This window comes from Pseudenhygromyxa sp. WMMC2535 (assembly GCF_011083025.2).
The window spans coordinates 1,015,731-1,035,588 of record NZ_JABJWV010000001.1; the positions used below are offsets into that span (position 1 = coordinate 1,015,731).

The following is a 19,858-nucleotide window of genomic DNA, read 5'->3' on the forward strand; positions in this document are numbered from 1 at the left end:
TAACAGGAGCGCGAGGGGCTGACCACGCCCGGCTGTTATCCTTCGCGCCCATGGCGAAGGCCGACCTCCCCGCCTCCAATTCTCAAGCCGGCCCCCTTCCCCGCTGGGGGCTGGCCGTGGTCGCTGGCCTGCACGGGCTGATCTTCGCCTGGGCCGGCGCGCAGCTGCCCTGGAGCGAGTGGTCGAGCTTCGCCCTGCTCGCCTGGCTGCTCGCCCTGGGCCACTTCGCCACGGCTCTGTGCGCCGCCGCCAAGCTGCGCCGGCCGCTGATCTGGGCGTGGCGGCTGAGCTCGCTGCTCGCCCTGGCCGTGCTCGGCTGGCTGAGCTGGGAGCTGACGAGCGCCGCCAGCTACCTCGCGGGGCTCTACGGCGACCTCGGCCAGGGCCTGGGCGCGGCGATGCTGGCGATCATCGGCCTGCTGGCCGTGCTGACCTTGCCGCTCTCGGCCTGGGGGCTCGCGGCCACCTGGGAGCGCCGCTGGAACCGGGGTGCCGGCGCCGCCGCGACCGCGCTCACGCTGATCTGGACCGTCGGTGCCTGGCGCACGGCCCAGGCCGCCCGGCCCACGCCCCTGCCCTTGCCCGCGGCGCCGAGCGGGGCTCGAGGCGGGGACCAGGGCGAAGACCTGCCGGCCCGAGGCCCCGGCGAGGCCGCGGTGATCGCCGCCTTGCCCAGCTGGGACGAGCTCGCCGAGGCCCCGGCCCCGCCCTGGCCACAGCGTGCCGGCATCGTCCCCGAGCTCCCGCCCCTGCACACCCTCGAGCCCGTGGCCTGCGTGCCCGACTATACCGACCCCGAGCGCGACCAGGCCCGGGCGGTGCTCACCTACCTCGTGCCGGCGGGGCCCAAGACCCTCGAGCACCGCAAGCGGAGCGTGGCCGGGCGCAAGCTCGCCCCCCTCGAGGTCGTCAGCCGCTGCGTCGAGGCCCCGGCCGCGCAGCTGCCCGCGGCGATCGCCGAGCAGCTGCGCAGCGAGGCCGCGCGCGGGCCCGTGAAGATCGACCTGCTGCGCAGCGTGGTCATGCTCCACGACCGCGACTTCGTCCTCGACATGCTCGCCCTCCGCCCGGGCCGCGACGGGATCTGCGACGCCGAGCGCTGCCTGATGCCCTGGCAGCTCGTCGCCGCGGATCAATTCGTGTCCAACGAGCCGGTCCCGTGGATCCCCGACTTTCGCTTTGGCGTGTCCCCCGTGCGCCTCCAGCGGGCCCTCGGCGGCCCGATCTCCAAGGAGATCCAGACCTGGGATCGCCACCTGCGTCGGCCCAAGACGCGCAAGAAGTCCGAGCGCGACCAGCCGCTGATCCGCCCCGAGGGCGCCGAGGCCTGGACGCACCTCGACGGCCTGCTGCGCATCGAGACCACCAGCTTGCTCATCGACGCCGAGGGCGGCCCGATCTCGATGATCCGCATGCACGAGCGCCCGGGCGCCGCCCTCGACGAGCAGCGCCTGCGCGCGGCCCAGGACAGCGCCGAGCGTTACATCGCCGCGGCCCAGCTGCCCGAGGGCCGCTTCACCTACACCCTCGACCCCTTCACCGGCCGGCGCCGGACCAAGGCCTGGAACCTGCCGCGCCAGGCCGGCACCACCTTGGTGACCTGCGAGCTCGGTCGCGACGCCGCGCGCACCAAGGAGGTCGCCGCCCGCTCCTTGGCCTACATGGCCGAGCACGCCCGCCAAAGCGGCGAGGTCCAGGCGCTGATCCGCAACGCGGACAGCGATGCGGCCAACCTCGGCTCCACGGCCCTGCCCGCGATCGCCTTCGCCCGCTGCCGCGCGCGCGTGGGCGACGAGCACGACGCGCTGATCGCCGACATGAGCCGGTTTTTGATGGCCATGCAGCGCGAGGACGGCAGCTTCTACCCCAAGTACGACGTCGCCACGGGCGCGCCGATCGACGGGCCCGAGCCGATGTACGCCGGCGGCCAGGCGATCTTCGCGCTGAGCCTGGCCGAGAAGCTCGCCCGCGACGAGCCCGCGCTGGTCGACGACCCCGAGGTCCAGCTGCCCCCGGCCGAGGTCCTCGCCGACGCCGTCGAGCGGGCGATGAACTATTACGCCGGCCCCTACTGGGACAACATCCTGCGCGACTTCTTCTGGCTCGAGGAGAACTGGCACTGCCTGGCCGCGCGCGCGTCCCTGGGCCACCACCGCAACCCCGACTACGAGCAGTTTTGCCTCGACTACATGGCCTTCAAGGCCCGCCCCGTCCTCGACGAAGACAGCCGCGTGGACCCGGAATTTCTCGGCGGCTACTCCATGGGCAACATCTTGGTCCCGGTCAACACGCCCAGCGCCGGCTTTGGCGAGGGGCTGGCCGCCGCCATGGCGATCAAGCGGGCCCGGGGCGAGGACGTCTCGGCCGACCAGGCGCGCATGCGCGAGGTGCTGGGCTTCTTGGTCCGCCAGCAGTGGAACCCGCGCAACTGCTTCGCCTGCGTCCGGGATCGCCAGGTCATCGGCGGCTTCTCCGAGTCCATGGGCGCCCCGGAGATCCGCATCGACTACACCCAGCACGCGTGGGCGGCCCTCGGTCACGGGGGCGCGCAGGTCTTCGACACCAGCGAGCGCGCGCCATGAGCACGAGCCAGCCCGCGGCCGCCCTCGCCCGGCCCACCCGGACCTTTCACCGGGCCCCGGCGCTGCTCGTCGGCCTCGCGGTCATCGCCGCCACCCTCTGGCCGATGTTCCGCGACCCCCCCAAGGACTCCTTTCCCCTGTCCAACTACCCGATGTTCTCGACGGTCCGAGCGACCTCGTGGATCCACGTGGTCATGGGCGTCGACGCCGAGGGCGGGCTGCGGCCCATGCCCCCGCGGACCATCGGCAACGCCGAGGTCATGCAGGCCGCCCAGACTGTGCGCAAGGCCATCCGGGGCAAGCGCGCCGACCAGCTGTGCACGCGCGTGGCCGAGACGATCGCCGGCGACCCCGACTACGCGCAGATCGTCCGCCTCGAGGTCCAGAGCCGGCAGTTCGATCCCCACACCTACTTCGTCGACGCGGCCGGGCGCGAGCCGCTGCGCGTGCGCGTGCGGGCGCGCTGCGAGGTCGCCAATATGGCCAGCAGCGCCGGCGCCAGCGCGGGAGCACGACCATGAGCGCCGCGACCTCGACCTCCCCCGCCTCGACCTCGGGCCGCGGCGGCCCGCTCGCGGCCCTCGAGCGCTGGTGGCTGCCCACGGCCCCCGCCCTGCGCCTGGCCAGCTTGCGCGTGCTGGTCACCGCCTTCGCGCTGACCTGGCTGGGGATCCTCGGGCCGCTGCTGACCGCCAACCTCCGCTTCCCGGCCGCGCGCTTCGAGCCCGTCGGCGTGCTCGCAATGTTCTCCGCGCCGCCCCCCGCCGCCCTCGTCGTCGGCCTGTGGCTGGCGACCCTCGCCGCGGGCGTGGCCGCCCTGCTCGGCTGGCGCTTCCGCGTGAGCGGCCCGCTCTTCGCCCTCGGCCTGCTCTGGGTCACCAGCTACCGCAATTCCTGGGGGATGATCTTCCACACCGAGAACCTCGTGGTTCTCCACGCGCTGATCCTCGCGCTGACCCCCGCCAGCGACAGCTGGTCCCTCGACGCTCGCCGCCGCGGCGGCCCGGCCCCGGCTGCGAGCCCCGCCTATGGCTGGGGGCCCAAGCTCATGGCCACCGTGACCGTGCTCGCCTACCTGATCGCCGGCGTCGCCAAGCTTCGCAACGCCGGCGCGCCCTGGCTCGAGGGCGAGGTCCTGCTCTCGCACGTGGCCTGGGACAACCTCCGCAAGATCGAGCTGGGCGACCTCCACTCGCCCCTGGGCGCGTGGCTATCGCGCTATCCCGCGATCTTCGTGCCCCTGGCCTGGGCCAGCATGGTCCTCGAGCTCGGCGCGCCCCTGGCCATCATTCATCGCAAGCTGGCCTGGCCGTGGGCCGTGGGTATGTGGAGCTTCCACCTGGGAGTATTGATGATCATGGCCATCATGTTCCCCTACCCACTCTCGGCCGTGGCCTTTGCCCCATTATTCGCCATCGAAGAGCCGGCCCGGCGGCTTGGCGCTCGCCTGCGTCGCGCCAGCTGGATGCTCGCCCGCCCTCGCCTGATACGCCTGCTCCCGCAGGAGAACGATTGAGTCGATCCCAATGCCCGTGCGCCTGATCCGCGGAGACCAAGGGCTGCCAGATCCCGAGCAGAGCGACGCCCGCGGCCTGGTCGCGGTCGGTGGAGATCTCCGGGTCTCCCGGCTCCTCGACGCCTATGGCCGGGGGATCTTCCCCTGGTACGAAGAGGGGCTGCCGATCCTCTGGCATTCACCAGACCCACGCTTCGTCCTTCAGCCGAGCGAGCTGCGGATAAACCGCAGCCTGGCCAAGAGCCTGCGTCGGGGACGCTTTCGCATCACCCTCGACGAGGCCTTTGGCGAGGTCATCCGACGCTGCGCGGAGGTCTCCCGCCCCGGCCAAGATGGGACGTGGATCACCGAAGACATGATCGCAGCTTACGAGCGCCTCCACGCCCTCGGCCACGCCCACTCGGCCGAGGCCTGGCTGGCCGACGAGCTCGTCGGCGGCGTCTATGGGGTGGCCGTCGGCGGGCTGTTCTGCGGCGAGTCGATGTTCGCCCTGGCCCCCGAGGCCTCCAAAGTCACCTTCGTCTGGCTGATCCGACAGCTCGAGCGATGGGGCTGCGAGCTCGTGGATTGCCAGGTGTACACCACACACCTGGAGCGATTTGGGGCCGTGGAGTGGCCGCGGCCCCGATTCTTGCGAGAGCTCGCGCGCCTGCGCGAGCTCCCCCGCATGGGCCCCGAGGGCGCTTGGCGCTTCGACCCCGGGTTCACGCCCCAATAAACTAAAGCAGCGTGTAACGGGTGCCGCGGGCCTTGCCAGTGAAGGTCACGGCGCCCTTTTCGATCAGGCGATTGAGCGAAGCGCGGAGCTGCATGGGGTCAGCACCGATGGCCTCGCGGACGGCCGTCGCCGACAGCTCCTGGCCGCCGAGGCTCTCGAGCGCGCCGAGGACCTCGGCGTCGAAGGCATCGCGGCCCTCTTCGGTCCGGACGTTGCGCTTTTGCGTGGACTTGTCCGCAGCCCTGGCGCGCCCGCCAGCCTTGCGACGCTTGCCCTTCTTGCCCTTTGCCGGCTCTCCGAGCAGATCCGCCAATGTCACGTCGCCAAGGGCGGGCGTCTCGGACACGAGCTCGCGCAGCTGCTTGACGGTGATCTTGGGATTGTTGGAGATGACCTCGATGAGCGCTGCCCGTGCGATGTCGGCGATGTTGGTCATGACCCTTCATATGCATCATATGTGCGCTGATGAAAATGGGGTGGGCTAACTTTTGTCGTTATCGCGGCATTTCGTGACGGCTCGTACTAGGCGAATTTGCAATGTCCCGGCCCACCAAACTCGATTAATCGCCTTCCATGGGTATTTTCGAAACATCTCAACACCTGAAGCATCTAATACTGCTCACACGAACAGGCGCTTAAGCGAATTATCAAATGGTGGTCGGCGTTCGGGCATGGACCATTTGCGCAAAAAACGCAATCCTATGTTCTCATGCCCGAACGCCCCACAGCCGTGCACTAGGAGCCCGTGGTGAAACCCAGCGCGGCTCCTCGCGCTGGGATTCACCACGGGCTCCTAGCTAACCTCCTGACTCGCTCAGCAGGCCGCCAGTCGTGGCTGGCTCTGGCCGCTAACGCTGCCCTCGGTGACGCCCTGTGCTGCCCGACGCAGCTGAGGGCGGATCTGCCGAGTTTTCATGGCTCCCGTACGAAACACTCGATTGTCGACCCCGCCGCCACCGCCGCGGCGACCGTGTTGGATCAGGCAAGCGAACGCGACGAAGAAGACTGAGAAGATCCCCGAAGCGGTGGCGACGATGTCGATTGTGTGTGGCATCACTCCTTGTTGGTGGTTGCTGGGTGTAGGTGGTTGGCCCGTGTCAGTGGTTGTTGCTTGGGCTGTTTGTGCTTGGTCAGTTGGGTGGCCGGCCTGTGCCCGGCCCTTCGCTGGTTTATCGGTTTCGCGTTTTGTCGGTTTGTCGGCTGTGTTCTTGGTGATTTCTCGCCTGCTCAGCGGCGGGTCTGCTCCTTGATTTTTGGGGTTCGCGGCGTTGTGTCTCGGTTTATCCGCAGTGATTCGTGTCCTTTGCTTCGCGTCCGCGTACTCGAGTTTTCTCTCCTCTCCATCTCAATCTCACTCACTCAGGCGAAGGTCCCGACCTGGTCCGCCCCGAGGCCACGCAGGATGTCCTCGTGGTCGCGCCTGGCCTCGACGATGACGACCTGGTCCCCAGCGCTCAGCCACCTGCGCATGCGCTGAACCTTGATCCCATTGTCCGAGGCAAAGGACAGGGCCCCCGCGAGGCCGCCAAAGAGCGCCGAGAGCCCGACGAAGAGCGTGAGCGTGCCTCGAGCGCCGATCAGCGCGCCCTCACCACCGACCCCGGTCAGCCACAGCGCCCCAGCTAGGGCCAGGATCGCCCCGAGCCCGGCCATCACGCTGCCCACGAGCACGCCGCTGCGCGCCGCGGTCATGTGCAGGGGGATCGCGTGGTGAGACAGGCGCTCGGGGCTCCACAGCAGGTCTACCCGCGCGGGCTCCCTGCTACGACGTAGCACCTTCGACGCCCTGCGGGCGAGCTCGTGGCTCTTGAATCGTGCGTATGTGATCGACATGGCTTCGGCCCTCTGGTTGTGAGACGCCCCCGTGGTCAGCCAGACAGCTGGCTGAACGCGACACACGAAAGAGCATCTAGTGTGCGCGGCAGAGGACTTGAAGGGCCCCAGGCTTGGAGCACCGGCCGCTGACTTCGTTGCTCGTCAGTCATTTGTGCCCGACAAACTCCCTCCTCGCGCCTCGTCAGCAACCGGCGGTCCGGCGCCTGGGACCCTTCAAGTCCTCTGCCGCGCACACTAGAGTTGATTCACCGATTGCGAATGGGTCGTTGACGCATTCGATTGTGAACACAATTATCGTAGCCCCGGACCTTGGCCCTGCAAGGCAGCCCCTCGAGCTCGGCGCGGGCGCCAGGGCCGGCGCGGGCGCTTTGTCGGATCTAGGCAAAACCCCGCTCCAGCCGCCCTCAGACCGTCTCAGCACGCATTTTGACGAGCCCAGGCCGGCCCCGGTGGCGCGCTTCGGGGGCGTACACAGAGAAACTCAGGCCACGAAGAAACCCGAACTTCATGTCGCCTGTGGCGTGGCGTTTTGCCCCCTTTTTCAATCAACTGTCGAAATTGACGAATGCCCCGACGCCGACATGACAAAAGAGCCGGCCCGTGGGCCAGCTCTGAAACCTGAAATCTTGGTTCAGGACCGATTCCGCGCTCGCGCGCGCGTGTGCTCAGCGCCGACGGTTGCCGACGTGGATGGCCTCGCCGATCGCGTGCTTGGCCGCCTCCATGACCGCCTCACCCAAGGTGGGGTGCGGGTGGATCGTCAGCGCGATGTCCTCGGCGAAGGCGCCCATCTCGATGGCCAGCGAGCCCTCGCTGATCAGGTCGCTGGCCTCGGGGCCGACGACGTGAATGCCGAGCACGCGCGTGTCCTGCTTGTCGATGATGACCTTGACGAAGCCATCGGTCTCGTCGATGGCCATGGCCCGGCCGCTGATCGAGAACGGGAACTTGCCGATCTCGATCTCGTGTCCGGCGGCGCGGGCCTCGTCCTCGCCCATGCCCGCCGAGGCGATCTCGGGCTCGGTGAACACCACGTTGGGGATCGAGCGCGCGTCGTTGACGGTCTTCTTGCCGGCGATGACCTCGGCGACGACCTCGCCCTCGTGGCTGGCCTTGTGGGCGAGCATCGGCTGGCCGCAGACGTCACCGACGGCGTAGACCTTGGCCACGTTGGTCTGCTGGCGGGCGTCGACGCTGACGAAGCCGCGCTCGTCGATGGTCACGCCGAGGCGCTCGAGGCCGAAGCCCTTGGTCACCGGGCGGCGGCCGACGGCCACGAGCACGACGTCGGCGGGGTACTCCTTGGTCTCGCCGCCGACCTCGGCGCGGACCCACAGCTTGCCCTCGCGGGTCTCGTAGCCCTTGGCCATGGCCTTGGTCACGACCTCGCCGCCGTCTTGCTTGATCTTGCGGGCGACGAGCTTGGCGAGGTCGGCGTCGCAGGGCCCGAGCACCCGGTCCATGCCCTCGAGCACGGTCAGCTTGGTGCCGAGGCGCTGGAAGGTCTGGCCGAGCTCGAGGCCGATGATCCCGCCGCCGATGCAGACCATGTGCTCGGGCACGAAGTCGAGCTCGAGGGCGCCGGTGCTGTCGCGGACCTTGTCCTGGTCGATCTCGAACCCGGGGATCACGATCGGCTGCGAGCCGGTGGCGATCACCAGGTGCTCGCACTCGACGATGTCGTCGGGCTTGGCCACGCCCTTTTCGTCCTTGGGGTAGACCAGCTTGACCCGGCCCGGCCCGAGGATCTCGGCGGTGGCCGTGACGTATTCGGTGCCCGCGCCCTTGACCAGGGTCTTCACCCCGCCGGTCAGCTTCTTGATGATCCCGGCCTTCCAGCCCTGCATCTTGGGCATGTCGACGCTGGGGCTCTGGAAGCTCACGCCCATGTGCTCGGCGTGCTGGGCCTTGTGATAGAGCTTGGTCGCGGAGATCAGCGCCTTGCTGGGGATGCAGCCCCAGTTGAGGCAGACGCCGCCGGGCTCGGCCTTCTCCACGAGCATGGCGTCGACGCCGAGCTGGCCGAGGCGGATCGCGCAGGGGTAGCCGCCGGTGCCGGCGCCGATGATGAGTGCGGTCTTCTTGATGGTGGCCATGGTGGTGGGCTCGCGCTTGGCTTGGTGGGTTGGGCGGCGCCGGGCTCAGATCCCGGCGAGCAGCAGCAAGGTCGGATCCTCGAGGTAGCGGCGGACCTCCTGGAGGAAGCTCGCGCCTTCGAAGCCGTCGACGATGCGGTGATCGAGAGAGACCGAGAGGTTCATGATGTGCCCGACCGCGATCTCGTCGTCCTCGGTGACGACGGGGACCTTGCGGATCGCGTGCACGCCGAGGATCCCGACCTCGGGGTAGTTGAGGATCGGCGTGGCCAGCACGCCGCCGATGGTCCCCAAGCTGGTGATCGTGAAGCTCGAGCCGGTCAGCTCGTCGCGCGAGAGCTTGCCGGTCTTGGCCCCCTCGCCCAGGCGCTTGATCTCGCGGGCGACGTCCAGGAGGCTGAGCAGGTCGGCGTCCTTGATCACGGGGACCATCAGGCCCTGGTCCGTGGCCGCCGCGATCCCCACGTGGTAGCGCTTCTTGAGCACGATCCGGCTGTTGGCCTCGTCGAGCTCGGCGTTGACGATCGGGTAGCGCTTGAGCGCGTGGCAGACGGCCTTGACGATGAAGGGCAGGTAGCTCAGCGACACGCCCTGCTCGGCCGCGGAGCGCTTGGCCTGGTTGCGCAGGGCGACGAGCTTGGTGACGTCGATCTGCTCGACGTAGGTGTAGTGCACCGCCGTCGAGTAGGCCCTGGACATGCCCTCGGCGATCTTGCGCCGCATGCCGCGGAAGGGCAGGTACTCGTCGGTGCGCGCGCTCGCGTCGGCGCGCGCGACCGGCTGGGCCGCGACGGCCGGCTGGGCTGCGGGTCGGGCCGCGGGCGTGGGCATGCCGGCGGGCACGGCCACCGGCGCGGGCGTGGGCATGGGCGGCGGCGCCGACATGACCTGGGGCGCCGGGCCGCTCAGGCCCTGCTGCTTGGCGGCGACCACCTCGCGCTTGGTGATCCGCCCGCGCTCGCTCGCGGGCAGGCTCGCGAGGTCGATGTCGTGCTCGCGGGCGAGGGCCCGGGCCGCCGGGGTCGCGAGGATCGCCGCGTCGGTGCGGGCAGGGCTGGCCGGGCTGTTGGCCGCGGGCGCGCTGGCTCGCGCCGGGGCGTTGGCCGCGGGCGCGCTCGCCTGCGCGGGCGCGCTCGCGCCCTCGCTGAGGGTCGCGATCACCGAGCCCACGGCGCAGACGTCACCTTCGGCGGCGCGGTGGGTCTGCATGGCGCCGTCGAAGGGCGCGGGGATCTCGATGGTGGCCTTGTCGGTCATCACCTCGACGAGGGCGTCGTTGGCCGCGAAGGACTCGCCGGGCTGGACCAGCCACTGGACGATCTCGCCTTCGATGACGCCTTCACCAATCTCGGGGAGCTTGAATTCGATCATGGGTATCTGGAGGGACGGGGTCAGTAGTCGATGACGTCGACGAGAGCCTGGGCGATGGCGGCGGCGCTCGGACACGCGAGGGCGTCCTCGTGGCCGGCGACGAGGGCTCCCTCGCCGGTCACGCGCAGCACCGGCGCGTCGAGGTGGAGGATGGCGCGGTCGGCAAAGAGCGCGGCGAGCTCGGCCCCGAGGCCGTGGCGGCGCGGGCCGGCGTGGGCGATGACGAGCTTGCCCGTGCGCGCGGCCGCCTCGACGAGCACGTCCTCGTCGAGGGGCGAGAGCCGCCCGACCTCGACGACCTCGACCTCGAGCTGCTCGGCGCTGGCGAGGGCCTCGGCCGCGGCCAGGGCCGGCTCGAGGGCAGCGCCCCAGGCGAAGACCGTGGCCCGGTCGCCCCGGCGCAGCGTGGCGGTGAGCGGGCGATCGAGGCCCGCGTGGAGATCGACGTCGACGTCGAGATCGCTGACCACCTCGGCGCGGGGCAAGAGCAGCACCCGCGGCCCGGCGAAGGGGCGCGTCTCGGCGGCGCTGCGCAGGTAGGCGCAAAGCTGCGTGGCCCGACCCGCGGACCACAGCTCGAGGCCGGGGATCGCGGCCAGGGCCGACTCGACGGACTCGGCGGCCTCGCCACCCAGGCCGAAGCCGGGGCCGTTGGGGGCGACGAAGAGCAGCGGGAGCTCGACGCCCGCTCGCTCACTTTGGTCCTCCGGGGCGTCGCCGCCGCTGCGCCAGCTCAGGCGACCGAGCTCGCGCAGCGCGGCCATGCCCTCGAGCAGGGCCGCGGCCGAGGGCAGGAGCACGATCGGGCGCAGGCCCGAGAGCGCCAGGCCGCCGGCGTGGATCAGCTGGCCGGCGCCGGTCAGCGGCCCGCCGAGCAGGCGCGGGCGCAGGCGCTCGTCTTCGGCGGCCGCGCGCGACAGCCCGAGCAGGCCGCCGTTGCGCACGTCTTCGCCGAGCAGGCAGCGGCGGTCGTCCTCGCGCAAGAGCGCGGCGACGGTGCGGGCGAGGGGGACGAGCGCGCTCATTGGCTGACCTCCGCGATCGCCTTGTCGACGAGGCCGTGGATCTCGGCCTCGGTCACGTCTTGAAAGGGCTGGGTCCACTCGCCGCGCGCGTCGAGCAGCCGACGCATGCGCTCGACGGGGTCGCGCTCGGCCGGGGGATCTTGGCTCAGCGGCGTGACCACGACCTCGACCAGGCCCGGACCGGCGCCGTCGTGGGCCCGGTGCAGCGCCGCGCCGATCGCCCGGCGCACGCCCAGGGCGTCGGCCCCGTCGCAGCGCCGCGACCACAGGCCGCAGGCCGCCGCGCGCTCGGCAACGCTGTCCCCGAGCAGCCCGGCCTCGGCCGGCGCGCCCTCGGGCCACAGCTGCGACTTGCACACGAACACGACCGGCGCGTCGTGGGCCAGGGCCAACGCCAGCGCCTCGTGGAAGGCGCCCGTGGTCGTCTGGCCCTCGCCAAAGAGGACCACGCTGGCCGGGCCGCGGCCGAAGAGGCGCTGCCCATGGGCGTGGCCGACCGCCAGCCCGAGGCTCATGCCCAGGCTCTCGCTGGCGCCGACGATCCGCTGTGCACGCGCGTCGATCGAGCCGGGCAGCCCGCGCCCGCGGGTGCCGGCGCTGGGTTGCCCGAGCAGCTGACGCACGAGCTCGGTGGGCGGCACGCCACGCAGCAGGGCCACCGCCGCGTCGCGGTTGCCGACGAAGATCCAGTCCTGCGCACCGGCGAGCTCGCCGATGGCCACGGACACCGCCTCTTCGCCGGCCGCCGAGGCCCACATGGGCAGCTCGAGGCGACCGAGCTTGAGATCCAAGATGCGCGCCGCGACCAACTTCTTGTAGTAGGCGCGCAGATCGAGCCCGCTGACCGCAGAGGGGTCGGCCAACGCCCCCTTCGAGTCGAGCAGGGCCTCGATCCCTTCGGGTTCCCAGGCAGTCGGTTGCATGTGCGCTCGCTGGCCATCGACGAGGTGGGCCGAGGAGCCCAAAAACCCGCGATGACGCCGAAGGGCTTGTATCCACCGGGCCCCGGTGGGGTCAAGCGTGGCCCCAGGGCGCGCTGGGTGTATGCTCGTGGAGCGCCCGGCCTCGCGGCGCGGGTGCGCAGGACCCTTCTCACGCCCCGCTCACACACACGCCCCCACTCCCTGCCCCAGGCGCTTGCGTGAGAGCGCGAAGACCGACATGTTCATCCCTTCACTGCTCGCGGCCATGACCATCGCCGGTGCCTTTTGGGTTGGCGTGCTCGCGGCTCGCCGCCTGCGAGACTGGGGGGACAGCAACCGGGCCCTCGACGCCGGGGAAGCCCAGCTCGCCCTGCCCGCGGGGCCCAGCGGCGGCGCCCCCTCCACGAACCCCTCTGTGAAGAAAGTCCGAGATCGCGTCGCCGAGCGCCTCCAGGCCTCCCTCGCCTCCGGCCAGGGCATGGCCGCGGCGGCCGCGGACGCCCCACGCAGCGCCGAGGACCTCGACATCGACGGTCTGCGCGTGGGCGACGTGGTGCTGATCGAGGCCAGCGACGCCCGGGTCGAGGGGGACTATGTCGTCGAGGGCCTGCTGCGCCTGCGCGAGGGCGGCGCGACCACGGTGGTCGTGGTCATGGCCGACGGCGGCCGCAGGCGCTGGCTGATCGGCGGGCGCGAGCTCGAAGACTGGTTCGTCGTCGAGCCGGTCGAGGGCCACGGCCTGGCCGGCGAGCCGCCCCGCAACATCCAGCCGCGCACGGAGCCGCCCCGGGTCTACGGGCTCTCGCGCCGCGGCCAGGCCAGCGTCGCCGCGATCGGCGGTCACGGCCGGCCCGCGGGCTCGCGCGTCGGCACCTATGTCTACCGCGCGGGCGCCCGCGATCTCCTGTGGCTCGAGCGCTGGGGCAGCACGGTGCTCATGGGCGAGGGTCTGATCCTCGCTCGCCACGCGGTGTCTTTCCTGCCTGGCTCCTGAGCGCGCGGCCGTGAGCCAGCCGATCTCCCCCGCCGACATCGAGTCCCTGTGTGGGCGGCCGCTGGCATTCGTCCGCGTCGTCCGCGGGCTGCTCAAGCGCCGGCCGTCGGGATCCGCGTCGGGACCTCCCGCGGCGCCGACGGAGGGAGACGCCGGCCGCGGCGTGGTCTCGCTGCGCTTTGCCCGGGGCGCGCGCGTCGACGTCGACGCCGCCGCGCGCGAGGTCTGGTGGCTGTGGCCCTGGGATCCCGACGAGGACCAGCCCTGGGCCCGCTGCCGCCCCGAAGAGCTCGCCCTCCAGCGCGGGGATCGGACCTTCGATCCTTACGGCGAGGTCAACAACCCCAAGGGCGAGCTCCACGTCGCCCTCGCCCGCAGCCCGCGTCGAGGGCAGCGCTGGGCCGACGAGCTGGCGAGCTGGCTCGTCGACAGAGGCGCGCGGCCGGGGCTGCGGGTGCTGCTCGAGGGGCCCGAGGCCCTCGCCGCCCGCGCCTCGCTCGGAGATCCGGCCGGCGAGGGCGACAACCAAAGCGAGCTCGGCTGGCTCCGCGCGCACCGCTGCCTGGCCGCCCGCGCCCCCTTGCCCAGCGCGAGCGAGCGCGCCCTGGTCGACGCCCTCGACGCGGGCGTGGCCACACCCCAGCACTGGTCCGTGGTCGCCGACGCGCTCCAGGGCCGCGGGGATCCCCTGGGCGAGAGCCTGGCCGTGGCGCTGCACGATCCCACGCAGCGCGGCTACTCGCAGCGCGAGGCCGAGCGCCTGCGGGCCCTGCCTCGACCGCGGCGCATGCTCGCCTTCGTCGACGCCTCTGGCCGCGACTTCGACGTGGTCGACCTGATCTCCGAGCCGCTCGCCCCCGAGGAGCGCGGCCGCTTCCGCGTCCAGCTGTGGGCCGAGCGCGTGGGCCCCTTCATCGTCCGCCTGCTCGCGAGCAGCGACTGCGACGCGTGGTCGGGCCTCGGCCTGCCCGAGCCCCTGCTCGCGGCCCCGGAGCTGCGCTACCTGTCCGCCCCGCGCCTGGCCAGCGTCACCCCGCGGTGGACGGATCTCTCGAGCCGCGACCTCTCCGGCTTCGATCTCAGCAGGCTGCTGCCCGTCAACCCCTCGCCCCTGCCGCCCTCGCAGACCGCGATCGAGGCCAAGCTGCGCGGCTGTGACCTGCGCCAGACCAACCTCACCGGCTGGGTGCTCGACGGCGCCGACCTGCGCGGGGTGATCAGCGACCTCGGCACGCGCCCGAGCGGCGCGAGCTTCGTCGGCGCGCGGGTGTCCTCGCGCCTCAACCGGCGCCTGCTCAGCTGGAACGGCGGGCTCTTTCAGCAGCAGCGCGGGCGCCCGGCGGACCTGCGCGGCGTCATCGTCGAAGACTGAGCCCGCCCGCGAGCGCGTCCCATCGGCCGCCAGTGCTACCGTGCGGGCGATGTGGACCCCTCCGGAGCGCGTGCGTCACCCGATCCCCGCGACCGCGTGGCCGAGCCGAGCGCAGGCCGCCTCCAGCCGGCTCTTCTCCCCCGTCTCGCTCGGCCCGCTGACCCTGGCCACGCGCACCTGGGTCCCGGCCATGGTCCCCTGGCGCGCGACCGCCGAGGGCTTCGCCAGCCCCGACGTGATCGCCTGGTATCGCCGCTTCGCCGCCGGCCGCCCCGGGGCGATCGTCATCGAGGCCACGGGGATCCGCGACGTGCCCTCGGGGCCGCTGCTGCGCATCGGCGACGATCGCTTCATCCCCGGCCTGCGCGAGATCGTCGCGGCCGTGCGCGAGGCCAGCGAGGGCGAGACCAAGCTGCTGATCCAGCTGATCGACTTTTTGGCGCTCAAGCGCCGCCCGCCGCCCGATAAATTCTTCGCTCGCTTCTTGCGCCTCGACGCCGGTCACCGCGAGCGCCTCGCCGCCCACCTGGGTGATGCGCGCTGGCGCGACGCCCCCGAGGCCGAGGTCCGCGAGCGCCTCGCCGCCGGCGACGACGCCCTCCACGACGCCGCGCTCACGACCCGCGAGCGCGAGGACCTGCGCGTGGGCTACCGCGAGCGGGTCACGGATCTCCACCTCGAGCACATCCGCGAGCTCCCGCGCAGCTTGCCCCCGCTCTTCGCCGCCGCCGCAAGCCGGGCCCGGGAGGCCGGCTTCGACGGCGTCGAGCTCCACTACGCCCACGCCTACACCATGGCCAGCTTCCTCTCGCGGACCAACACCCGCGCGGACGGCTACGGCGGCTCGCGGGAGGGTCGCCTGCGCCTGCCCCTCGAGGTGCTCGCGGCCGCCCGCGCGGCCGTCGGCGCGGACTATGCCCTGGGCTGCCGCTTCCTCGGCGACGAGGTCATCGCCGGCGGCAGCGATCTCGACGACGCCGCGCACTTTGGCCGCGCCTTCGCCCAGGCCGGCATGGACTTCCTGAGCGTGTCCAAGGGCGGCAAGTTCGACGACGCCAAGCAGCCCAAGGTGGGCGAGGCCGTCTACCCCTACACCGGGCGCAGCGGCTACGAGTGCATGCCCACGGTCTACTCCGACGCCCGCGGCCCCTTCGCGCGCAACCTCCCGCTGGCCGCGCGCGTCCGCGCCGAGCTGCGCGACGCCGGCCTCGAGATCCCCGTGGTCGCCGCCGGCGGCTTCAATTCTTTCGAGCTCGCCGAGGCCGCCCTCGCGCGCGGCGAGGCCGACGTGATCGCGGCTGCACGCCAGAGCCTCGCCGACCCCGACTGGTGGCTGAAGATGCGCCTGGGTCGGGGCGCGGAGATCCGCCGCTGCAAGTTCACGAACTACTGCGAAGCCCTGGATACCCGGCACCAGCAGGTGACCTGCCAGCTGTGGGATCGCGTCGAGCTCGACGCCCCCGACGTGCCCCTGAGCCGCGACGGGCGGCGCCGCTTGCTCGCGCCCGCCTGGCCGTAACATCGACTCGGGGCGGGCGTACCCCCAACATGTCCGGGCCATGGTCGAACCAGTGAGCGTGGACATGCATCGGGAACAGGGGGTACCCGGGTGAGGCTCAGCCTCACCCGGGGCTTTTTTGTTACCGTCTGCCGATGCGCAAGACCCACCTGGGCCCCCCGGCCTTCGCCCTCCTCGCCCTGGCCTGCGTCGCCGAGGCCAGCCAGGACGACGACACCATGGACGGCCTCGAGGAGGTCGGTGAGACCCTGGGCACGGAGACCGGGGGCCTCGATGAGGTCAGCGAGACCGAGGGCTCCGGCGGCGACGCGGGCTCCGAGACCAGCGACGCGGGCGAGACTGCCGAGACCAGCGACACCTCCGACACGAGCGAAGACCCCGGCTTTGGCCCGTGGTGCGACCCGCCCCCGGCCTGCGACGCGCCCGCGCCCCCGACCCCCTCCGAGCTCGGCTGGGAGCACCTCGACAGCAACGTGATCGTCCTCGCCGGCGATCCCAACCACCGCGTGCGCGACAATTTTTACGTCCCCGGCGAGACCCAGTGGCTCTTGGGCAAGTTCGCCTACGGGACCATCGACAAGGACCTCAAGGACGAGCAGGTCGACGTCTACGTCCTGCGCGGGTGCAGCGGAGAGTGGGAGCTGCTCGGCGAGGCCTGGACCACCGAAGAGGAGGCCCACGCGACGGTCGAGGGCGTCGAGGACACCGGCGGCTGGGTCTACTTCGAGATCCCCGCCGGCCAGGAGCTCGAGCTCGGCCGCCACCGCGTCCACATGGTCGTGCGCGGCGACCTCAGCAGCGCCGACGGCTTCATCGAGGTCGTCGAGCCCGGCACCCCGCTCTTCCTCAGCGACATCGACGGGACCTTGACCACCTACGAGTCCGAGGAGTTCGTCGACCTGCTCCTGGGCACGGTCCCCGACGCCCGGCCCTACGCGGCCGCGGCCCTGAGCGCGCTGCAAGACAAGGGCTACCACGCCATGTACCTGACCGCGCGGCCCGAGTGGCTGGTCGAGCGCACCCGCGAGTTCCTCGACGTCCGCGGCTTCCCGCCGGGCCTCGTGCACACCACCTTGTGGTTCGAGGGCGCCCTCGGCAGCGCGGCCGAGACCTACAAGAGCGACGAGCTCGAGCGCCTCGCCGACAAGGGGCTGATCCCCGCCTACGTGTTCGGCAACACCGACAGCGACGCCGCGGCCTACGAAGACGCGGGCATCGAGCCCCTCGATCACCGGATCTTCATCGAGTTCGACGACCCCAACGGCGGGCGGACGATCCAGAGCTATCAGGAGCTGATCGACGAGTTCGAGGGGCTGGGGAACCTGTGCGAGTGAGCGCCCGGCCGCTGCCCTCACGCGGCCAGCCGAGCCGAGCCTCGGCCCTCGCCCTCTCTCTCCCTCTCTCTCTCCCTCTCCCTCTCTCTCTCCCTCTCCCTCTCCCCCTCCCTCTCCCCCTCCCCCTCGCTCTCGCCCTCGCCTTCGCTGGCGGGCTGACTGGCTGCGAGGGCGGCTGTGGCCTCGGTGACCCCCGCGCCAGCGCCGACACCAACGTCGACGCTGCCGACCCAGCCCCGCTGGGCACGGCCCTGAGCCTCGCCCCCGTCGCCGACCGCCACCCCTGGGTGATGGCGCTGATCACCGCGCTCAAGCTCCACCCCGTCGAGGGCGTCGAGGCCGAGCTCGGCGAGCGAGGCGGCCGCGCGGGCGAGCGCCGCCCCGACCCGATCCTGCGCGCCGACGAGCGCGGCCTGCTCGAGCAGGCCTTGAGCGACTACACCGCTGCGCACCCGCTCTCCCCCGGCCTGCGCCCGATCTGGGCGGCAGAGCGCGATCAGAGCGGCGCCGCGGTCGGCTGGCGGATCTACTTCGTCGAGCCCCAGCGCGGCTTCGAGCTCGACGCAGGCGCGCGCATCCAGCTCGTCGCCGAGACCGACTGGCAGCTCGTCCAGCTCTCGCTGAGCGCGGCCCAACGCGGCGCCCTGCAGGCCCTGAGCGAGGCCGAGCTCGGCGACCGCCTCGCTCTGTTCACCACGGAGGAAGTCGAGCCCCGAGAGGGCGCCGAGGCGCTGATGGTGGCCACCGTGCTCGAGCCGATCACCGGTGGCCGCCTGGTGATCACCCCAGGACCGCGAGAAGATGTGGACGCTGCCAGCCGCGCGCTCTTCGAGCGTCTGCGCGCCACGGCCGACTGAGAGTCACAGACTCTGAGCCGCGCGAAGCCCGGCGCCGCCCGTTCACCCCCGCCCGGCTTCGTGCTAAACCGGCGCGCCATGGCCACCGCCGAGCCCGAACTGATGCAGAAGATCGTGTCCCTGTGCAAGCGCAGGGGCTTCGTGTTCCAGAGCTCCGACATCTACGGCGGCCTGCGCAGCGCCTACGACTACGGCCCCATGGGCGTCGAGCTCAAGCGCAACCTGATGAGCGAGTGGTGGACCGCCATGGTCCACAGCCGCGAGGACATCTACGGCCTCGACGCGTCGATCATCATGCACCCCGAGGTCTGGCGCAGCAGCGGCCACCTCGCGAATTTCACCGACCCGCTGGTCGACTGCCAGGTCTGCCAGGAGCGCTTCCGGGCCGACAAGGCCCCGCGCACGGCCGAGGGCGAGGACGCGCCGATCGAGCTCGCCGACAAGGGCCGGGCCAAGGCCGCCCTGGCCAAGCTCGCCGAGGCCGGCATCGAGCTCGAGCGCAAGGGCAAGCTGCTGCTCGGGGCCAAGGCCGGCGATCGCGGCTACGTCTGCCCCAACTGCGGCTCGCCCTTCATGTCGGCCGAGCGCGACTTCAACGGCATGTTCCGCACCAACCTCGGCGCCGTCGACCCCATGGCCCAGGTGATCGCCGCGGTCCAGGAGGGCACCAAGCGCGGCGACGAGGCCAAGGCGATCCGCGCCGCCGTCGAGGAGGTGCTCGCCGAGTCCTCGGTCTACCTGCGCCCCGAGACCGCCCAGGGCATGTTCGTCCAGTTCCTCAACATCCAGCAGTCGATGGCCGCCAAGATCCCCTTTGGCGTGGCCCAGATGGGCAAGTCCTTCCGCAACGAGGTCACCGTCGAGCACTTCATCTTCCGCTCCTGCGAGTTCGAGCAGATGGAGATGGAGTGGTTTTGCGCCCCCGGCTCGGGCCGCGAGTGGCTCGAGTACTGGAAGGAGACGCGCATGAAGTGGTGGCAGAGCCTCGGCCTGGCCGCCGACAAGCTGCGCCTGCGCGAGCACGAGGCCAGCGAGCTCGCCCACTACTCCGACGGCACCTTCGACGTCGAGTACGAGTTCCCCTGGGGCTGGGACGAGCTCGAGGGCATCGCCTCGCGCACCGACTACGACCTCAACGCGCACATGGCCGGCTCGGGCAAGAAGATCTTCTACACCGACCCCGAGGCCCAGGATCCCGAGACCGGCAAGGCCCCGTGGCGCTACGTCCCCCACGTGGTCGAGCCCGCCGCCGGCGCGACCCGTGGCGTGCTCGCGGTGCTCTGCGGCGCCTACGACGAGGAGCCCGGCGACGAGGCGGGCAAGGGCGCGCGCACGGTCTTGCGCCTGCACCCGCGCCTGGCCCCGATCAAGGTCGCCGTGCTCCCCCTGGTCCGCAAGGAGGGCATGCCCGAGGTCGCGCGAAAGATCGCGGATCAGTTCTTCCGCCAGGGCGTCAACGCCAAGCTCGACGAGCAGCACGCCATCGGCCGCCGCTACGCCCGCCACGACGAGATCGGCACGCCCTACTGCCTGACCGTCGACGGCCAGACCAGCGAGGACGGCACCGTCACCCTCCGCTACCGCGACGATCGCCGCCAGGAGCGGGTGGCCGTCGACGCCGCCGTGGACGTGATCCGCGAGGCCCTGCGCGAGGGCCGAGAGTAAGCACGCAGGCAGCGAGCCCCCGGCCAGGGTTGATTTCCTGGCCAACGGGG

General features: G+C 71.5%; 17 protein-coding genes. 10 read left to right on the forward strand and 7 right to left on the reverse strand.

Going from position 1 to position 19,858, the window contains the following annotated elements; all coding sequences use genetic code 11:
- Positions 1 to 50 precede the first annotated feature (50 nt).
- Genes G6O69_RS03690 through aat form a run of 4 tightly spaced genes read left to right on the forward strand, consistent with a single transcriptional unit; the run spans position 51 to position 4,816 of the window.
- Positions 51 to 2,582, forward strand: coding sequence for a hypothetical protein (locus G6O69_RS03690; RefSeq protein WP_172302145.1), 2,532 nt, complete (start codon positions 51 to 53; stop codon positions 2,580 to 2,582).
- A complete protein-coding gene (locus tag G6O69_RS03695; RefSeq protein ID WP_172302146.1) occupies positions 2,579 to 3,103 on the forward strand; it encodes a hypothetical protein in 525 nt (174 codons plus the stop codon). The genes G6O69_RS03690 and G6O69_RS03695 overlap by 4 nt, the downstream gene beginning before the upstream one ends.
- On the forward strand, positions 3,100 to 4,098 hold the full coding sequence (locus tag G6O69_RS03700) for an HTTM domain-containing protein (protein ID WP_172302147.1): 999 nt from the start codon (positions 3,100 to 3,102) through the stop codon (positions 4,096 to 4,098). Before G6O69_RS03695 ends, G6O69_RS03700 begins: the two co-directional genes overlap by 4 nt.
- Before the next feature lie 10 nt (positions 4,099 to 4,108).
- Positions 4,109 to 4,816: a leucyl/phenylalanyl-tRNA--protein transferase gene (aat, locus tag G6O69_RS03705; RefSeq protein WP_172302148.1), complete on the forward strand. Its 708-nt coding sequence runs from the start codon at positions 4,109 to 4,111 to the stop codon at positions 4,814 to 4,816.
- 1 nt (position 4,817) lies between these two features.
- Here the strand turns inward: aat and G6O69_RS03710 are convergent, their stop codons facing one another.
- From G6O69_RS03710 to G6O69_RS03740, 7 genes are all read right to left on the reverse strand, one after another.
- A complete protein-coding gene (locus G6O69_RS03710; protein WP_172302149.1) occupies positions 4,818 to 5,252 on the reverse strand; it encodes a hypothetical protein in 435 nt (144 codons plus the stop codon).
- 378 nt (positions 5,253 to 5,630) lie between these two features.
- The gene (locus tag G6O69_RS03715; RefSeq protein ID WP_176396606.1) at positions 5,631 to 5,870 is read right to left on the reverse strand and encodes a hypothetical protein; all 240 of its coding nucleotides are present in this window, start codon (positions 5,868 to 5,870) and stop codon (positions 5,631 to 5,633) included.
- Positions 5,871 to 6,175: 305 nt separating this feature from the next.
- Positions 6,176 to 6,649, reverse strand: a complete 474-nt coding sequence (locus G6O69_RS03720) for a hypothetical protein (protein ID WP_172302150.1) — start codon at positions 6,647 to 6,649, stop codon at positions 6,176 to 6,178.
- A 668-nt stretch (positions 6,650 to 7,317) separates the two neighbouring features.
- A complete protein-coding gene (gene lpdA / locus G6O69_RS03725; protein WP_172302151.1) occupies positions 7,318 to 8,748 on the reverse strand; it encodes a dihydrolipoyl dehydrogenase in 1,431 nt (476 codons plus the stop codon).
- Positions 8,749 to 8,793: 45 nt separating this feature from the next.
- Positions 8,794 to 10,119: a dihydrolipoamide acetyltransferase family protein gene (locus G6O69_RS03730; RefSeq protein ID WP_217909761.1), complete on the reverse strand. Its 1,326-nt coding sequence runs from the start codon at positions 10,117 to 10,119 to the stop codon at positions 8,794 to 8,796.
- A 20-nt stretch (positions 10,120 to 10,139) separates the two neighbouring features.
- Complete coding sequence (locus G6O69_RS03735) at positions 10,140 to 11,144, reverse strand: transketolase C-terminal domain-containing protein (RefSeq protein WP_172302152.1); 1,005 nt, start codon at positions 11,142 to 11,144, stop codon at positions 10,140 to 10,142.
- On the reverse strand, positions 11,141 to 12,067 hold the full coding sequence (locus G6O69_RS03740) for a thiamine pyrophosphate-dependent enzyme (protein ID WP_172302153.1): 927 nt from the start codon (positions 12,065 to 12,067) through the stop codon (positions 11,141 to 11,143). Before G6O69_RS03740 ends, G6O69_RS03735 begins: the two co-directional genes overlap by 4 nt.
- Positions 12,068 to 12,305: 238 nt before the next feature.
- On the opposite strand from G6O69_RS03740, the gene G6O69_RS03745 reads away from it, so the two are divergent.
- The 6 genes from G6O69_RS03745 to G6O69_RS03770 all read left to right on the forward strand — a co-directional run bounded on the left by G6O69_RS03745 (position 12,306) and on the right by G6O69_RS03770 (position 19,808).
- The gene (locus tag G6O69_RS03745) at positions 12,306 to 13,061 is read left to right on the forward strand and encodes a DUF4178 domain-containing protein (protein ID WP_172302154.1); all 756 of its coding nucleotides are present in this window, start codon (positions 12,306 to 12,308) and stop codon (positions 13,059 to 13,061) included.
- 10 nt (positions 13,062 to 13,071) lie between these two features.
- The gene (locus G6O69_RS41880) at positions 13,072 to 14,433 is read left to right on the forward strand and encodes a pentapeptide repeat-containing protein (protein ID WP_217909762.1); all 1,362 of its coding nucleotides are present in this window, start codon (positions 13,072 to 13,074) and stop codon (positions 14,431 to 14,433) included.
- 49 nt (positions 14,434 to 14,482) lie between these two features.
- Positions 14,483 to 15,952, forward strand: coding sequence for an NADH:flavin oxidoreductase (locus G6O69_RS03755; protein ID WP_172302155.1), 1,470 nt, complete (start codon positions 14,483 to 14,485; stop codon positions 15,950 to 15,952).
- Positions 15,953 to 16,086: 134 nt separating this feature from the next.
- Positions 16,087 to 17,286: a phosphatidylinositol transfer protein gene (locus G6O69_RS03760; RefSeq protein ID WP_172302156.1), complete on the forward strand. Its 1,200-nt coding sequence runs from the start codon at positions 16,087 to 16,089 to the stop codon at positions 17,284 to 17,286.
- Positions 17,283 to 18,143, forward strand: a complete 861-nt coding sequence (locus G6O69_RS03765; RefSeq protein WP_176396607.1) for a hypothetical protein — start codon at positions 17,283 to 17,285, stop codon at positions 18,141 to 18,143. Before G6O69_RS03760 ends, G6O69_RS03765 begins: the two co-directional genes overlap by 4 nt.
- Before the next feature lie 78 nt (positions 18,144 to 18,221).
- On the forward strand, positions 18,222 to 19,808 hold the full coding sequence (locus tag G6O69_RS03770) for a glycine--tRNA ligase (RefSeq protein WP_255215686.1): 1,587 nt from the start codon (positions 18,222 to 18,224) through the stop codon (positions 19,806 to 19,808).
- Positions 19,809 to 19,858 lie beyond the last annotated feature (50 nt).

Coding starts and splice junctions, on each gene's coding strand:
- lpdA (WP_172302151.1), bottom strand. CDS start 8,748: ATGGCCACCATCAAGAAGACCGCACTCATCATCGGCGCCGGCACCGGC.
- G6O69_RS03745 (WP_172302154.1), top strand. CDS start 12,306: ATGTTCATCCCTTCACTGCTCGCGGCCATGACCATCGCCGGTGCCTTT.
- G6O69_RS03740 (WP_172302153.1), bottom strand. CDS start 12,067: ATGCAACCGACTGCCTGGGAACCCGAAGGGATCGAGGCCCTGCTCGAC.
- G6O69_RS03720 (WP_172302150.1), bottom strand. CDS start 6,649: ATGTCGATCACATACGCACGATTCAAGAGCCACGAGCTCGCCCGCAGG.
- G6O69_RS03735 (WP_172302152.1), bottom strand. CDS start 11,144: ATGAGCGCGCTCGTCCCCCTCGCCCGCACCGTCGCCGCGCTCTTGCGC.
- G6O69_RS03770 (WP_255215686.1), top strand. CDS start 18,222: ATGGCCACCGCCGAGCCCGAACTGATGCAGAAGATCGTGTCCCTGTGC.
- G6O69_RS03715 (WP_176396606.1), bottom strand. CDS start 5,870: ATGCCACACACAATCGACATCGTCGCCACCGCTTCGGGGATCTTCTCA.
- G6O69_RS03700 (WP_172302147.1), top strand. CDS start 3,100: ATGAGCGCCGCGACCTCGACCTCCCCCGCCTCGACCTCGGGCCGCGGC.
- G6O69_RS03755 (WP_172302155.1), top strand. CDS start 14,483: ATGTGGACCCCTCCGGAGCGCGTGCGTCACCCGATCCCCGCGACCGCG.
- G6O69_RS03695 (WP_172302146.1), top strand. CDS start 2,579: ATGAGCACGAGCCAGCCCGCGGCCGCCCTCGCCCGGCCCACCCGGACC.
- G6O69_RS03730 (WP_217909761.1), bottom strand. CDS start 10,119: ATGATCGAATTCAAGCTCCCCGAGATTGGTGAAGGCGTCATCGAAGGC.
- G6O69_RS03690 (WP_172302145.1), top strand. CDS start 51: ATGGCGAAGGCCGACCTCCCCGCCTCCAATTCTCAAGCCGGCCCCCTT.
- G6O69_RS03760 (WP_172302156.1), top strand. CDS start 16,087: ATGCGCAAGACCCACCTGGGCCCCCCGGCCTTCGCCCTCCTCGCCCTG.
- aat (WP_172302148.1), top strand. CDS start 4,109: ATGCCCGTGCGCCTGATCCGCGGAGACCAAGGGCTGCCAGATCCCGAG.
- G6O69_RS03710 (WP_172302149.1), bottom strand. CDS start 5,252: ATGACCAACATCGCCGACATCGCACGGGCAGCGCTCATCGAGGTCATC.